The sequence below is a fragment of the Gordonia sp. NB41Y genome (genome assembly GCF_030718915.1).
Lineage (GTDB): Bacteria > Actinomycetota > Actinomycetes > Mycobacteriales > Mycobacteriaceae > Gordonia > Gordonia desulfuricans.
Genome location: NZ_CP132196.1, coordinates 4,230,271 through 4,245,606, shown reverse-complemented (window position 1 = coordinate 4,245,606; position 15,336 = coordinate 4,230,271). Strand labels below are relative to the sequence as shown.

At 69.9% G+C, this 15,336-nt stretch carries 12 protein-coding genes; 9 read left to right on the top strand and 3 right to left on the bottom strand.

Annotation, left to right across the window (positions count from 1 at the left end; translation table 11 throughout):
* Position 1: 1 nt before the first annotated feature.
* Positions 2–1,846, bottom strand: coding sequence for an Hsp70 family protein (locus Q9K23_RS18400; protein ID WP_305950230.1), 1,845 nt, complete (start codon positions 1,844–1,846; stop codon positions 2–4).
* A 447-nt stretch (positions 1,847–2,293) separates the two neighbouring features.
* Here Q9K23_RS18400 and Q9K23_RS18395 point away from each other — a divergent pair, with 447 nt between their 5' ends.
* From Q9K23_RS18395 to Q9K23_RS18375, 5 genes are all read left to right on the top strand, one after another.
* Entirely contained in the window at positions 2,294–2,959 is a 666-nt protein-coding gene (locus Q9K23_RS18395; protein ID WP_305950229.1) for an IniB N-terminal domain-containing protein, read from the top strand.
* A gap of 215 nt (positions 2,960–3,174) precedes the next feature.
* Positions 3,175–4,302: an IniB N-terminal domain-containing protein gene (locus tag Q9K23_RS18390; RefSeq protein WP_053778809.1), complete on the top strand. Its 1,128-nt coding sequence runs from the start codon at positions 3,175–3,177 to the stop codon at positions 4,300–4,302.
* A 283-nt stretch (positions 4,303–4,585) separates the two neighbouring features.
* Positions 4,586–5,341, top strand: a complete 756-nt coding sequence (locus tag Q9K23_RS18385) for a hypothetical protein (protein WP_053778810.1) — start codon at positions 4,586–4,588, stop codon at positions 5,339–5,341.
* Positions 5,342–5,443: 102 nt separating this feature from the next.
* Positions 5,444–7,267 carry a dynamin family protein gene (locus Q9K23_RS18380; protein ID WP_053778811.1) on the top strand — a complete coding sequence of 608 codons (1,824 nt, stop codon included), beginning with the start codon at positions 5,444–5,446 and terminating at the stop codon, positions 7,265–7,267.
* The gene (locus tag Q9K23_RS18375) at positions 7,254–8,777 is read left to right on the top strand and encodes a dynamin family protein (protein ID WP_053778812.1); all 1,524 of its coding nucleotides are present in this window, start codon (positions 7,254–7,256) and stop codon (positions 8,775–8,777) included. The genes Q9K23_RS18380 and Q9K23_RS18375 overlap by 14 nt, the downstream gene beginning before the upstream one ends.
* Here the strand turns inward: Q9K23_RS18375 and Q9K23_RS18370 are convergent.
* On the bottom strand, positions 8,764–9,672 hold the full coding sequence (locus Q9K23_RS18370) for an alpha/beta hydrolase (RefSeq protein ID WP_020794195.1): 909 nt from the start codon (positions 9,670–9,672) through the stop codon (positions 8,764–8,766). The genes Q9K23_RS18375 and Q9K23_RS18370 overlap by 14 nt on opposite strands.
* A gap of 102 nt (positions 9,673–9,774) precedes the next feature.
* Here Q9K23_RS18370 and Q9K23_RS18365 point away from each other — a divergent pair, with 102 nt between their 5' ends.
* Positions 9,775–10,692: an alpha/beta hydrolase gene (locus Q9K23_RS18365; RefSeq protein ID WP_053778813.1), complete on the top strand. Its 918-nt coding sequence runs from the start codon at positions 9,775–9,777 to the stop codon at positions 10,690–10,692.
* Here the strand turns inward: Q9K23_RS18365 and Q9K23_RS18360 are convergent.
* Positions 10,689–11,885, bottom strand: a complete 1,197-nt coding sequence (locus Q9K23_RS18360; protein WP_053778814.1) for a CaiB/BaiF CoA-transferase family protein — start codon at positions 11,883–11,885, stop codon at positions 10,689–10,691. The two genes, Q9K23_RS18365 and Q9K23_RS18360, sit on opposite strands and share 4 nt — an antisense overlap.
* Before the next feature lie 148 nt (positions 11,886–12,033).
* Between Q9K23_RS18360 and Q9K23_RS18355 the strand changes: the two genes are divergently transcribed.
* From Q9K23_RS18355 to Q9K23_RS18345, 3 genes are read left to right on the top strand one after another with little or no spacing between them, the layout of a single operon-like run.
* Complete coding sequence (locus Q9K23_RS18355; RefSeq protein WP_053778815.1) at positions 12,034–13,101, top strand: MBL fold metallo-hydrolase; 1,068 nt, start codon at positions 12,034–12,036, stop codon at positions 13,099–13,101.
* A gap of 48 nt (positions 13,102–13,149) precedes the next feature.
* Complete coding sequence (locus Q9K23_RS18350; protein ID WP_053778816.1) at positions 13,150–13,911, top strand: crotonase/enoyl-CoA hydratase family protein; 762 nt, start codon at positions 13,150–13,152, stop codon at positions 13,909–13,911.
* Positions 13,908–15,317, top strand: coding sequence for a family 1 glycosylhydrolase (locus Q9K23_RS18345; RefSeq protein WP_261978130.1), 1,410 nt, complete (start codon positions 13,908–13,910; stop codon positions 15,315–15,317). Before Q9K23_RS18350 ends, Q9K23_RS18345 begins: the two co-directional genes overlap by 4 nt.
* The last annotated feature ends 19 nt before the right edge of the window (positions 15,318–15,336 follow it).

Here is a 15,336-nt window from a genome sequence, read left to right as displayed (position 1 = left end):
ACTATTCGGCACCGGGATTCGGCGCCGCGGTGGTCGCACCACCGCCGGCGCCACCGGTCGGGATCGGTTCGGTGATGACCGGGGGCGGCTCCGTGGTGACACTCACGCTCGGCTCGGTCTCCGACGGCTCGGTGGTGTGGGTGGCGGTCTCGGTGGGGACCTGCTGGTTGCCGACCTGCGGTTCCTCACCCACCTCGGGGGCGGTGGCCGCGGGTGTCGTCTCCGTGGTCGTCGTGCTCGCCTCGGTGGTCGTGGTCACGGTGGCCGGCGGTGTGGACCCGCCGCCGTCGTCGTGGGTCACCGCCCACACCGTCCCGGCCGACAGTGCCAGCACTATCGCCGTCCCCGCCACGATGAGGGCACGCCGTCGGTGTCCGCCACCGGTGTCCGCCTCGGCAGCGTCGTCGCCGCCACCGTCGTGGGTGTCGGTGAAGCTGAGCACCGGACGCCGTGGGCCGTTGCCGACGGGCGGTCCGCCCTCGGCATGCGCAGCCCGGTCGGCAGGTGGCGGGGTCGGCGGCGGGCGGTGTCCCGTGCCCGGGGCCGGTATCGCGCCGCTGCGCGGCTGTACCGGGAGGGCACTGCTGCGCGGCTGTACCGGGATGGCACTGCTGTGCGGCTGCACCGGGATGGCACTGCTGTGCGGCGACTCGGGTACCGACGCCCGCGCCCCGGCCGCACCGGCGAGGCCACCGGCGGCCGCACCCGCCACTCCCGCCGCACCGGCCATGCCGCGCCCCGACGCGGTGTCGGGGGCCCCGCGCACCGGGGTGTCGGCCGAACCGCGGGGTGCGGGCATCGGCGGCGCCGAACGCCCGGCGATCCGAGCGGCACCGCGGGCCACGGTCGACGCCGGATCACGCTCGGTGAGCACGGGCAGATGGAATTCACCGGACAGTTGCTGCGTGAGCAGGCCGATCGACGCACCGCCGCCGATCGCCGCGATCGCGGTGAGGTCGGTGGTCGCCCGCCCGGCCCGGTCGAGCGCCTCCCGGATGGCCGGTCCCAGCCGCGACAGCGGGTCGCCGAGCAGATCCTCGAACTCGGTTCGGGTGATCCGGACGTCGCCGCGGTAGACCGGCAGGTCGACGTCGACCATGGCGACGGTGGCGCGTGAGAGTTCCTCCTTGGCCGCCCGGCAGCGTCGGCGCAGACCGGTCAACGCCGCGGTGAGATTGGCATCCGGGTTGGACAAGACCGTCGGATCGTCGATGACCTCCGACAGCACGAACCGCATCACCGCATGGTCGAGATCGTCCCCGCTCGGCTCGTCGACGCGAACGACGTCGCCGAGGACGGAGCCCGTCGCCGGGTCGGCCACCGCGACCGACGTTCCCGACGCACCGGCATCGACCACGGCCAGCAGCCCGGTGCGCGGCATGTCGGCGAGGGTCCCCAGCTGTGCGAGTGCGCACGTGAGATCCGACTCGAGATGGGCATCGGCCCGCACCCCCGCCTCGGGCAGTGCACCGCGGAGGGCGTCGACGGCCTGCGCGGTCCAGTGTGCGGGATATCCGACGACGACCGGTGGGGACTGCCGGAACTGTGGGGCCAGGGTTCGCATCACGCTCGCCACCGCGGTCGCCGTGACCGCCTCCGGCCGGTGCGCGGATCCGTCCGGCGCGGTCAGCGGGACCGGGTCGCCGACCCGTTCGACGAACCCGGCGAGCGTCACACCACCGCGGCTGGATCTCGGATTCTCTTCTGGTGTACCGACTTCGGGCTTCTGATTGGGTATCGAGGTGAGTACCGCCGAATGTCGGGTGACCACCTCGACCGGCGGCGGGAAGGTACACGCACGCAGGTTGCGCGTCCCCAGTGAGACCCCAAGGGCTGTCGCGACCATCGATCCGTCTCTTTTCGTGCTGAACCGTTCCGGGGCCTCACACCCCGGACCGTGATGGCGGGTCGGCGCTCCCGTGGAACCGGCCCGTGGCCGTCCCGACGCGATCGATGATCGGTCCCGTCCGGCGACCTGAATCGAGTGAAGGCGCCCCCGGCGCCGGATGCGCGAGTAGCGAACTACTCGAATCCCTTGGGGGTTCCCCGCACATCCCCCATCGCGAACACTGCGGGTGCGGCGTTCGGCGGACCGGGGATCCCCTACGCATACCGAAAGCGTACTAGGCACAGGCCCCTAGTGGACAGCATCCGGGGTTCGGGCCGATACCCGTGATCGGGGGTCGGTCGCCGGACTACCCTCGGACTGGAGACGACGTCGCCGACACACTCCGACGCCGGCACTCGGCCCGCGTGAAGCGCACGCGTGACCTGAGCCGAGAGGGGAGAGACCGTGCCCGCCAATGCATTGCTGCAGTTCGTGATGGCGCTGGCACACGACCCCGCGGCCGCCGCAGCCTTCGCCGACCACCCGGAACAGGCCATCGCCGACGCCGACCTCCACGGCGTGTCCGTCGCCGACATCGAGAGCCTGCTCCCGATGGCCACGGGCAGTGCGCCGCCCCCGGGGGCCGCCGCGGCACCGGCCACCGACATCTGGGCGGGAAGCGGTGTGGCACACGCCTTCGACGCCCTCGACGACGTCTCCATGCCGATCACCCCCCACGACCCGGATGCGCTGCACACCGACGGTTCGGGCGCAGTGCACACCGACGGTTCGTCGGTACCCTTCGGCGCCGCACCACCCTTCGGCGCCGCACCACCCGTCGGCGCCACACCACCCGTCGGCGTCGATCCCCCCGTCGGGGACGATCCAGGCACTCCCCCGTTCGACCCACCCGGCTTCGACCAGCCGGCATTCGATCACCCCGGTTTCGACCAGCCCGGTTTCGACCAGCCGGGCTTCGACCAGCCCGGTTTCGATCACGCCGTCCCCGATCAGCCCGGCCCCGACGTCACGGACCACTCCGACATCACCGGCCACACCCACGGACTCGATCCAGATCTCGGCGAGAACGATTCCGCCGGATCACTTTTCGATTCGCTCCCGGATCTCTGATCCGGTCCGCCCGACATCCGGGTACCCACCCCCGCGCCGCCGCCGATCCCCCACGATCCCCGGCGATCCCCCACACCCCCCCGGTGATCGGCGTATCGATTCCCCTAACTCGCACCCCGAGGACGGTGGTTCGACCCCGTTTGGTGGCGGCCCGTCGGCTCATAGCGTGAAGTCATGTCTCCGCGAAGGGAGGCCGGAATCACAAGGAGATCCCCATGAGTTCGATGATCACCGAGAACGCCTTGGTCGAGTTCATCAAGAGCCTGTTCGACGACGAGAGCAAGGCCGCCGCCTTCAAGGAGAATCCCGGCAGATGTCTGGACGACGTCGGCCTCGGCGACGTGACACCCCACGAGGTGAGCCAGGCGATCACCGTTGCAGCACAGAGCGTTCCGGCTCCATCAGGCTCAGGGACGGGCTGGACGCCGAATATCCCCGATCACGGGAGCCCCGCACAGATCCTGCAGCAGGTGACGAACAACTACTACCAGCAGATCAGCAACACCACGATCATCGGCGACAACAACACCGTCGAGACCACCCAGACCAGCGCCAACGGCGACGGGTCGGTGGCGGTGGGCGGTGACGCCCACGGGCCGATCGCCACCACCGGCGGCGTCGCCGGCAACGACAACGAGGTGGGCAACACGACCGATGACCACAGCGTCGAGGTGGACAAGTCGGTGCACGGCAACAACAGCGGCAACACCCAGTCCACCGACATCGCCGACAACAGCTCCAACGACAGCCACAACAAGGTGGGGGTGACCACCGTTCCCACCGCGCCGGTGTCGCCACCCGTCGCGGTCACCACACCGCCGTTCCCGACGACCGCCGCAGTGGACCCGGCAGCCGCGGTGATGACCGGCGCCCAGCTGACCGGCGGGGAATCGTTCGCGCCCTTCGGCGACGTCCCGACCATCCTGCCCGGTGAGCACGGCCTGCCGTTCATCGCCGACCCCGCACCGGATTCCGGCTCGGGCACCGGCATTCCCGACATCACCGACACCGGGCACGACACCCCGGGCGATCCGTTCGACCTCCCGGGGACGCACGACCCGTTGGGTCCGACGAACACCGATCCCCTGACCACAGATCCGCTGACCACCGATCCGACCGCCGGCGGGCTCGGTGCGGAGCACGCCGACAACACCGGTGTCGATCACGTCCCAGACCTCGGCGCCGATCCCGGATACACCCCCGACCACACCGGATTCGTCCCCGACACCGGCGGGTCCGAGGTGTCCGCCGGCATCACCGATCCCGGCGGTGGAGACTACGGCGTCGGGGACCCGGGCGGGGGCGATCTGGGCGGGGGCGATCTGGGAGGCGGTGGATTCTGATCTCGGACAGCACTATTCGAACAACGTCACAGCGTCGACACGTCCGGCGGCCATCTCGGCGAGATGGCGGCCGGACGCCGTCGGGTGTGATGGGCGTGATGGGCGCAGGGGACCGATCCCCGATCGACACCCCTTCAGGCCCCCACCATCCCCCGACAACCCCCACCCCAGAGGGGGGACCAACCCCGTTTCGACTCCACGGCCGAGCCCATAGCGTTGGTCACATCGTTGAACACCACTCAGCGACTCCCCACCGAAACCCTTCCCCGACAAGGACAGAACAATGACCAACCAATGGACCGGCGGACAGCAGACAGCCGGAATCGATTCCTCCACAACCACTTCGGCATCCGGCACCGGATCGGTGGCGGTGGGCGGCGACGCCTCCGGACCGATCGCCACCACCGGCGGCGTGGCCGGCGACGGCAACTCGGTCGGCAACAGCTACGACGACCACAGCACCTGGGTCGATCAATCGGTACACGGCAACAACAGCGGCAACACCCAGAACACCCACATCGAGGACAACAGCACCAACGACAGCCACAACCAGCTGAACGTCCACGCCGGGGGCGGCGACGGCGGCGACGGTGGTGACGGCGGCGGCTGGGGCTTCGGCGGCGCCGGCGACGGTGGTGACGGCGGTGGCAACGTCGACCTCAGCGGAATCGATCTGGGATACACCCGTGGCGGCATCACCAGCGACAACAGCAACCACTACACCGAGACCCACGACTCGCACGACATCAGCGACTCGTTCAACGACGAGCGCAGCTACGACTCGCACGACGACAACTCGACCAACGACTCGTTCAACGACAACTCCCAGCACACCCACTCCGAGAGCGGCTTCGATCCGGGCGACCTGCTCGGTGGCGTGGCCGATGCGGCCGGCGGCGTCGCCGGGGCGTACGGGGACGTCGCGGGCGGCATCGCAGGTGGTATCGCCGGCGGTGTGGCCGATGCGGCGGGCGGGATCGCCGATGTCGCGGGCGACGCGGTCGACGCCATCGGTGACGCACTCGGCGACATCTTCTGAGCCGGTCACCGCCTCCCCGGCGGCCGCATGCCACCCGCGTCCGGCCGCCGGGGACGATCCCCCACCTGATCGCTTTCATCCGCTTCGAACACCGGGACCGACATGGACGCCAACACCGCGAAAGTCGTCAAGATCGTCGACCGTCTCGCCGACATGGCGGGCACCGCCGGTCGCGAGGACCTCACCGCCCGCATGGCCGCCACCCGCGATCGGGTCACCGACCCCCGCGCCCGGGTCGTGGTGGTGGGTCAGCTCAAACAGGGCAAGAGCCACCTGATCAATGCACTGCTCAACGTCCCGGTGTGCCGGGTCGGCGACGCCGAGACCACCTCCACCATCACCGTCATCGGACACGGTGAGCAACCCGCCGCCCGGCTGGTCGTCGCCGACACCGACGAGCACGGCGGCACCACGGGCACCGGCCGGGTCATCCCCCTGACCATGGACGACATCTCCCGCGATCTGTCCCGGGCCCCCGAGGCCGGCGGTGCCCAGGTCCTGCGGGTCGAGGTCGACATCCCGAGCCCGCTGCTGCAGCGTGGCCTGGTCCTGGTCGACACCCCGGGATCCGGCGGGGTCGGCTCCCCCCACGCCGCGGCCACCCTCGGCCTGCTGAGCGCATCCACCGCGATCATCGTCGCCTCGGACGTGAGCCAGGAGTACACCGCCCCGGAGATGGCATTCATCCGGCAGGCCACCGAACTCTGCGAGAACGCACTGCTGGTGGCCACCAAGACCGACCTCTACCCGATGTGGCGTGAGGTGGTCGCGGCCGACGTCGGCCATCTGCGCCGGATCGGCTCCCCCCTCGAACCGCATCCGGTGTCGTCGGTGCTGCGCTCGCATGCGATCCGCCTCGACGACACCGACCTGAACACCGAATCCGGTTTCCCCGGCATCCTCGACTTCCTCGGCGGCAAGGTGCTCACCGAGGCCGGCAACGCGATGCAGAAGTTCGTCAAGGGCGAGATCCGTTCCACCTGTGAACATCTCGCATTGAGCATGCGTCCGGAACTGACCGCGCTCAAGGATCCCGGGGTGAAGGCCGGACTCGTCGCCGAACTCGAGCGTGCACGCGCCGAGGCCAAGGAGCTGACCGCCCGGACCGCCATGTGGCAGCAGGTGCTCGGCGACGGGATCGCCGATCTGTCCGCCGATTCCGACTACGACCTGCGCAACCGGACGCGGCGGCTGCTCAAGGACTACGAGGCGAGGATCGATGCGACCGACCCCGCCCGGATCTGGGCGGAACTCGGCGAGAACCTGCAGAACGAGGTGGCCGAGGCGGTCGGCGACAACTTCATCTGGACCCACGAGCAATCCCTCGCACTGGCCGAGCGTGTCGCCGAATCCTTCGCCGACACAGGTGATGTCGCGATACCCCGACTCGATCTGGCAGCCGTGGGCCACGAGATCGCACCGGTCGACGGACTGTCCGATCTCGAGCAGGCGCCGTCGGGCATGGTGCACAAGCTCGTCACCGGACTCCGCGGTTCCTACGGCGGCATGATGATGTTCGGCATGATGTCGACGCTGGTCGGCATGACGATGATCAACCCGTTCTCGGTGGCCGCGGGTGTGATGCTCGGCCGCAAGTCCTACAAGGAGGACGCCGAGGCGCGGCTGACCCGACGCCGTGCCGAGGCCAAGGCCGCGGTGCGGCGCTTCGTCGACGACGTGCTGTTCGAGGTGGGCCGGGAATCCCGGTATCGGCTGCGCACCATCCAGCGTCTGCTGCGCGACCACTTCCGGGAGATCGCCGAACAGACCACCCGGTCGCTCACCGAGTCGATCAAGGCGATCGAGGAGTCGGCACGCACACAGGTCGCCGACCGTGAGACCAGGGCCAAGGCGATCGAGGCCGACCTCGCATTCCTGGGACAGATCTCGACCTGGGCGGGCGGAGGCGACCGTGAGCACGTCTGACCGTGTGCGGTCGATGACGGCCGCGGCCACCCAGGCATACCGGGAGACCTCCCGCGCGCCCGAGGACGCCCTCGACGACCTCGACCGCTGCTCCCGACGACTCGGCGAACCACTGCGGATCGCCCTGGCCGGTGCACTCAAGGCCGGGAAGTCGACGCTGCTCAACGCGTTGATCGGCGAGGAACTCGCGCCCACCGATGCCACCGAGTGCACCAGGATCGTCACCTGGTTCCACCACGGCCCCACCCCGACCGTCCGCGCACACCACATGAACGGCCTCAGCGCCCCGGTCCCCATCGCCCGCGTCGACGGTCACCTCGACTTCGATCTCGACACCCTCGACCCCACCGCCATCGACAGGCTCGAAGTGTCCTGGCCGACAACTGAACTCACACGCCGAACGATCATCGACACCCCGGGGACCGCCTCACTCAACTCCGATGTGTCCGCGCGCACCATGCGTCTGCTGGCACCCGAGGACGGGGTATCCGGCGCCGACGCGGTGGTCTACCTGATGCGGTCGACCACGGCGTCGGACGTGTCGACGCTCTCCGAGCTGAGCCGCCAGGTCGGCGGCAGCGGCGCACCCCTCGGCGTGATCGGCGTGATCTCCCGGGCCGACGAGATCGGGGTCGGCCGGATCGACGCGATGCTCTCGGCGAAGGAGGTCGCGGCGAGGTCGGCCGCCGACCTGTCCGCGTCGGGTCTGTGCCAGGCGGTGGTGCCGGTCGCCGGACTGCTCGCGCTGACCGCACGCACCATGCGCCAGCGGGAGTTCCGGGCGTTGTCGGCGCTGGCGTCGGCCCCGGCCGAGGACCTGCAGCTGGCGATGCTCTCCGCCGACCGGTTCACCCGCGACGAATCGACACTGCCGCTCGAGGCGGAGACCCGCACACACCTGATCCGGCGGTTCGGCCTGTTCGGCATCCGGATCGGTGTCGCGCTCGTGCAAGGAGGGGTGGCCGACGCGAACTCGCTCGCCGAGGAGTTGCTGGCGCGCAGCGGGCTGGTCGAACTGCAGCAGATCGTCGACGTGCAGTTCGGGCAGCGCGCCGAACAGCTCAAGGTGCATTCGGCGCTGGTCGAGCTGACCCGCATCCTCGCGCGCTATCCGACACCGGCCACCCGGCCACTCGCCGACGAGGTGCGCCGCATGCTCGGCGACGTCCACGGCTTCGAGGAGGTCCGGTTGCTCGGGATGCTGCGATCGCGGCGCACCACGCTCTCCGACGGTGAGATCGTCGACGCGACCCGCCTGATCGGCGGTTACGGGACCTCGGCCGACGATCGGCTGGGCCTCGACCCGTTCGAGACCATGACGTCCGGCCGGCCGGCGGCCATCGCCGCCGTACAACGGTGGCGGGGGCGGGCCGGGCATCCGCTCAACGACTCGTTCACCACCCGGGTCTGCCGCGCGGCGGCCCGCAGCGCCGAGGGGATCGTCGCGACGATGGACGCCGCCGCACACCGGGCGCACACAGCGCCGGGCGGGGAACTCAGGGCACGATGAGTCGCGGCGGCGCGGTCAGATCGGCCGCACGCACCACCGAGTCGACCGCCTTGAGGAACGGCGGCACGAACTTGTCGGCACCGATCACACAGCATGCGTGACCGCCGTCGACCTCGAACCGCTGAGCCCCGGCGATGCCGTCGACCAGCAACTGCTGACGGTCGGGATCGACGACGCGGTCACGGGTCGACACCACCACCGATGTCGGCACGTCGATCTCACCGAGCCACGGCCGGGAGTCGAAGCGCCCCAGCCCTTCCCCGAAGTCGCCGGTGTGCGAGAGCGGAGTCGAGAGGAACTGCTTCATCCCCCACACCATCGTCGTCGACGACGGCTTGTCCAGGCTCGCATCGGAGGGTCGCGGGATCACCTTGTACACGGGCTTGAGGAATCGGCCGGTGCGGTTGGCCTGCTCGCGCAGGTGGGGATCGTTGGTGCTGAAGAACGGACCGGTGGAACAGAGCACCAGTCCGCCCACCCGCTCACGATGCCGTTTCCACACCAGCTGCGAGATGCCGCCGCCCATGGAGAAGCCCGCGGTCACGAAGCGGTCGATGCCGAGCTGGTCGGCGAGGGCCACCGCGTCGTCGGCGCAGTCACGCAGATCGAACCGATCCGACCGGATCCCGCGGCCGTGCCAGCGGTGGTCGAGTGTGACGACCCGATAACGCTTGTTGAGTTCGGGGATCACCGGATACCAGCACAGCAGTCCGGTGGTCATCACCGAGTGCTGCAGGAAGATCGCGGGCGCCTCGGCGGGCCCGGAGTCGGTGACGAAGGTCGTCCCCCGGCCGGGCAGTTCCACCATGCGACCTGCGGGAAGATCACGGACGTCGGCATAGAGTCCGTCGACGCGCAGGGCCCGAGAAATCCGATCTTTGGCAGTTGAACTCACTCCTACGACGTTACGCGAATCGATGCGGACACGACCGGACTACGACGACGTGCCCCCGACCTGTCGAGCCGGCCTGTCGGGGCGACATGAGATGCTGATCACATGATGGGGGTCGATCGTCCGAAGATCGAGGGTTCGGTGGGGGTCGACGGGGGACGCCGTCGGATCGGCTTCGCCGAGTTCGGATCGGCCACCGGCCGCGCCGTGATCTGGTTGCACGGCACTCCGGGCGCACGGCGCCAGGTGCCCACCGAGGCGCGGCAGTTCGCCGCCGACAACCACATCCGGCTGATCGGCCTCGACCGGCCCGGGGTCGGCAGCTCCACGGCCCACCGGTACCAGCGGGTCATCGACTTCCCGGCCGACCTCGGCCCGGTGCTCGAGGCCCTCGGGATCGACGAGTTCTCGGTGGTCGGCCTGTCCGGCGGCGGGCCATATGCCCTGGCCACCGCCTATGCCTTCCCGACGCGGGTGGTCGACGTCGGCATCCTCGGCGGGGTGGCCCCGACGGTCGGCCCCGACGCCATCACGGGCGGGGCGATGACCTACGGCAGCCTCGCCGCACCCCTGGTGCGGGTCGCCGGTGCCCCGCTCGGTCAGGCGATCAGCTCGTTCCTGTCCATCGCGCGTCCGGTCGCCGACCCCGCGATCCGGCTGTACGGGCGGTTCTCACCGAGCGCCGACCGCGAACTGCTCGCCCGCCCCGAGTTCCGCGCGATGTTCCTCGACGACCTGCTCCACGGTGGCCGGCGCCGGATGGAGGCGCCGTTCACCGACATCCTCGTCTTCGCCCGCGACTGGGGTTTCCGCGTCGGCGACGTCACCGCCCCGGTGCGGTGGTGGCATGGTGACCACGACCACATCATCCCGTTCGATCACGGCCGGCACATGGTGTCGCTGCTACCCGACGCGAAACTCCTCGCGCTGCCGGGCGAGAGTCACCTCAGCACCCTGGGCAGCTCCGTCGACATCCTCACCGAGTTGCTGTCGGTGTGGGATACGCAGCGTCCGCCCGCCTAACCCGCCTGCTCCCCCAGTTCGGCCTCACCCAGTTCGGCGAGAATGGCCGCGGTGTGTTCACCGAGCGCGGGCACCGCACCCATCCGCAGTTCGACGTCATCGAAGGTCATCGGTGGCAGCACCGCCCGGATCGGGCCGATCTCGGTGTCGACGGTGCGCCAGCGGTCCCGTTCGGCCAGTTGCGGATGGTCGACGACGCCGCCCACGTCGCGGATCTGCGCGGCCGGGATGCCCGCGGCGGCCAGCTTCGCGTCGAGATCGGCGGTGGTGAAGGTGCGGGTGCGGTCGGCGACGAGTCCGTCCACCTCCGCCCGACGCGCCACGCGTTCGATGTTGGTGGCATATCGCGGGTCGTCGGCGAGTTCCGGTGCGGCCAGGACGTCGGTGACCAGCGTGCGCCAGCCACGATCGTTCTGCACCCCGATCAGGATCTCGCCGTCGGCGGTGGGATAGCCGTCGTAGGGGACGATGGCCGCGTGTCCCAGCCCACACCGCGGGATCTGCCGGCCGGCATGCATCCGGATGTACATCGGGTGCCCCATCCACTCGACCACGGCGTCGAACATCGACACGTCGATCCGCGCGCCCCGACCCGAGACTCCCCGGCGTACCAGCGCCGACAGCACCGAGGTGAGCGCGTACATACCGGCCGCGATGTCGGCGGTGGGAACCCCTGTCTTGGCCATCGTGTCGGCGGTGCCGGTCACCGAGATCAGTCCGGTCTCCGCCTGCACGAGCATGTCGTAGGCCTTGTGGTCGCGCATCGGGCCGTCGGTGCCGTAGCCGCTCATGCTGACCACGATCAGCCCCGGATGGCCGGCGCGCAGAGTGTCGGCGTCGAGGCCGAGCCGGTCGGCGGCACCGGGTGCGAGGTTCTGCAGGAAGACGTCGGCCCGGGCGATCAGCCGCCGCACCAGATCCTGTCCGCGCGGGGTCTTGAGGTCGACGGTGAACGATTCCTTGCCCCGGTTGAGCCAGACGAAATGCGAGGCCAGGCCGTCCACCGCGGCGTCATAGTGGCGGGCGAAGTCACCCTCGTCCTCCCGCTCGATCTTGATCACCCGCGCCCCCAGATCGGCGAGATGACGGGTGGCCAGCGGTGCGGCCACCGCCTGCTCGAGGGCCACCACGGTCAATCCGGTCAGCGGCAGGTCGTCCGCGCGTGCGGCCTGCGGTTCGGCATCGGTCACCATTGCACCTTCGCCGGTGCGCCCGAGCGGTGTCAACGCGCACCGCGGGTCCGGTCGCGCACGACCCGGACATCGCGTCATAGGAGCTGACTCACGGTCTGTGAACCGACCGATCTTTGCGCACAGCGGATTTCCGTGTTCAGATGCTGAGATGAGCGTCACCATCGAGATCACCGGCCATGCACAGCGCGAGGCATGGGCGCGCAAGGAGATTCCGCCCGTCGAAGAGGTCCGTGACGGGCTCTGGTCGATCCCGGTCTCGATGGGTCAGAACCCGTTGCGCTACATCCTCGTCTACGCGCTGGCCGCCTCCGACGGAACGCTGGCCCTGATCGACACCGGCTGGGACTCCGACGAGGGCTGGCAGATGCTCGTCGACGGCATCCACGCCACCGGACACGACGTCTCGGATGTGAAGAAGGTGGTCATCACCCACCTGCACCCCGACCACTTCGGGATGGTGCCGCGCCTGCTCGACCATGCCGACCCGATCCTCGGGATGCATCGCAACGACGCCCGGCACCTGCGGTTCCACACCGACGCCGAGGTCGGCCGCCAGCTCGCCCAGGGGCAGGCCGAACTGCTGCGGCTCGGCGTCACCGACAACGCCGTCGACATCGGCCTGAACCAGTTCACCCGGCTCCCCAAGGGCCGGACGATGGACGTCGAACTCGCCGACGGCGACCCGATCGGCGTGCCGGGCTGGGATCTGCGCGCGGTGTGGACACCCGGGCACACCGCCGGGCACCTGTGCTTCGTCGACGACACCGCCGGGGTGATCTTCACCGGCGACCACCTGCTGCCGCGGATCAGCCCGAACGTGTCGACCAATCCGTTCCAGGCCGAGAGCCCCCTGGCCGACTACCTGATCTCGCTGGCCAACACCGAGCAGCTCCCCGACCACGAGGCCCTGCCCTCCCACGAGTACCGCTTCCGCGGGCTGGCCACCCGGGTCGGCGACCTGCTGGCCCATCACGAGGAGCGGCTCGACGAGATCACCGCCGCCGTCGCCGCCGACCCGGAGATCACCGCATGGGACGTGACCCGCTCGGTGACCTGGTCGCGGCCGTTCGCCGAGCTGTCGGTGCCGCTGTCGCACATGGCATTGCGCGAGACCCACGCGCATATGCTGGTGCTGGCCGCCCGCGGCGTGCTCACCGCCACCGAGCCCGACGCCCAGACCGAGCCCGTCCGGTGGTCGGTGACCGCCCCCGCCTGACCCGCACGGCCCGACCCACCCGAGCTTCACCCGGCACGAGGAGTCCCGTTGAGTTCTGTCACCACCGAGTTCGCCGACGGCGTCGCCGTTTTCACCATCGACCGGCCCGACGCCCGCAATGCGGTGAACCAGGAGGTGGCCACCGAGCTCGCCGCCGCCGTCGACGAGCTCGAACGCCGGGACGACATCTCGATCGCCATCCTCACCGGCGCCGGTGGGACATTCTGTGCCGGAATGGATCTCAAGGCCTTCACCCGTGGTGAGCTGCCCTTCGTCCCCGGTCGCGGCTTCGGCGGTCTCACCGAGTCACCGCCCACCAAGCCGCTGATCGCCGCGGTCGAGGGGTGGGCGCTGGCCGGTGGCTGCGAGCTCGCGCTGTCGGCGGATCTGATCGTGGCCGCCGAGGACGCGAAGTTCGGTCTGCCCGAGGTCAAACGCGGACTGGTCGCCGCGGCCGGCGGCCTGCTCCGGCTGCCCAAGATCCTGCCCTACCAGCTCGCCTCGGAGATCGCCCTCACCGGCGAACCCGTCACCGCGCCGCGGCTCCACCAGTTCGGCGTGGTCAACACGATCACCGCATCCGGCGGGGCACTCGACGGCGCACGGGAACTCGCCGCACGTATCGCCGCGAACGGCCCACTCGCGGTGAAGGCCACCAAGCAGGTGCTGGGGATGGCCGTCCGCTACACCGACCCCGACCTCTTCACCGCCCAGAGCGTCCCCCTCGACCCGGTGTTCGCCTCCGCCGACGCGCAGGAAGGCGCCCTGGCGTTCGCCGAGAAGCGCGCACCGAACTGGACCGGCCGGTGAACCGCGAGCGGTCCCGCCGCGACGTCCTGCGCGCGGCGGGTGTCTACGCACTCGGTGCGGGCGTGCTCGGTACCGGTGCGCTCGGTACCGGTGTGCTCGGGGCCGGCGCATTGGGGTCGGGCCCGGCGACGGCAGCACCGTCCGGATTCGTCACCCCGCCACCGGTTCCCGGGTGGACCGACGGATTCTGCTTCGGTGCCGCGAACTCCGGGTTCCAGGCGGAGGGATACAACCCGGACTCCAACTGGAAGCGTTACACCGACCGCGCCTCGGCGACCGGTGAGGTCGACCCGGTCGGCAACGCCGTCGACTTCCGGCACCGCTACCGCGAGGACATCCGGCTCGCACAGGGTATGGGCCTCAACACCTTTCGCTTCGGTATCGAGTGGGCCCGGGTGGAGCCACGCCGCGGCCACATCGATCGGGAGGCACTCGCCTACTACGACGACGTCGTCGCCACCATCCGGTCGTCGGGTATGCGCCCGATGATCACGTTGCTGCACTACGTGTATCCGGGATGGGTCGTCGACCAGGGCGGTTTCCTCGGTGCCCGCACCCTCGACGACTGGACACGGCACGTCGAGATGATCACCGAACGCTATGCCGGTTCCGACACCATGTGGATCACCATCAACGAGCCGGTGGTCTTCTTCGGTCACGAGATGGAGGTCGGCACGGTCACCGCCACCGACCTGCCGCGCTTCCTCGACCGGGTGGCACAGGCGCATCGCGTCGCCTATCGCGCCGCGCATCGGGCCGATCCGGCGGCCCGGGTCGGCGCCAACGAGGCCTTCCTGCCCGCGGTCACCCCGGCCGTCGACGCCGTGTTCTTCGACCGCGTCCGCGACACCCTCGACTTCGTCGGCATCGACTACTACTACGGTGCGGCGCTGAGCAATCTCACCGCGATCTACGGGGCCACCAGCGATTTCGCGAAGATCCGCCCGCAGCCCGACGACATCTACCAGGCCTGCCACCACTATGCGCAGGCCTATCCGGGCAAGCCGATCTACATCGTCGAGAACGGGATGCCCACCGACGACGGCCGCCCTCGCGCCGACGGCTACACGCGCGGGAACTTCGTCGACGACACCCTGTTCTGGCTGCAACGGGCCCGAGGCGAAGGGCTCCCCATCGTCGGCTACAACCACTGGTCGATCACCGACAACTACGAATGGGGCACCTACAGTTCGCGTTTCGGCCTCTACCGGGTGGATGTCCGGACCGATCCCACGCTGACCCGACACCCCACCACCGGGGTGGCGGCCTACCGTCGGATGGCTGCCGGACGCGGCCCGGCCGCCGGATATCGTCCGGTGATGGCGCCCGCCGTCGGCTCGGCGGCGCGGATACCGCAATCGATGGTGTCGCCCAGCCGGATCGACGGACCGCGTGCACTGCTCTGATCTCCGCCCCGGTGCAGGT

Coding starts and splice junctions, on each gene's coding strand:
- Q9K23_RS18400 (WP_305950230.1), bottom strand. CDS start 1,846: ATGGTCGCGACAGCCCTTGGGGTCTCACTGGGGACGCGCAACCTGCGT.
- Q9K23_RS18390 (WP_053778809.1), top strand. CDS start 3,175: ATGAGTTCGATGATCACCGAGAACGCCTTGGTCGAGTTCATCAAGAGC.
- Q9K23_RS18385 (WP_053778810.1), top strand. CDS start 4,586: ATGACCAACCAATGGACCGGCGGACAGCAGACAGCCGGAATCGATTCC.
- Q9K23_RS18380 (WP_053778811.1), top strand. CDS start 5,444: ATGGACGCCAACACCGCGAAAGTCGTCAAGATCGTCGACCGTCTCGCC.
- Q9K23_RS18365 (WP_053778813.1), top strand. CDS start 9,775: ATGATGGGGGTCGATCGTCCGAAGATCGAGGGTTCGGTGGGGGTCGAC.
- Q9K23_RS18360 (WP_053778814.1), bottom strand. CDS start 11,885: ATGGTGACCGATGCCGAACCGCAGGCCGCACGCGCGGACGACCTGCCG.
- Q9K23_RS18355 (WP_053778815.1), top strand. CDS start 12,034: ATGAGCGTCACCATCGAGATCACCGGCCATGCACAGCGCGAGGCATGG.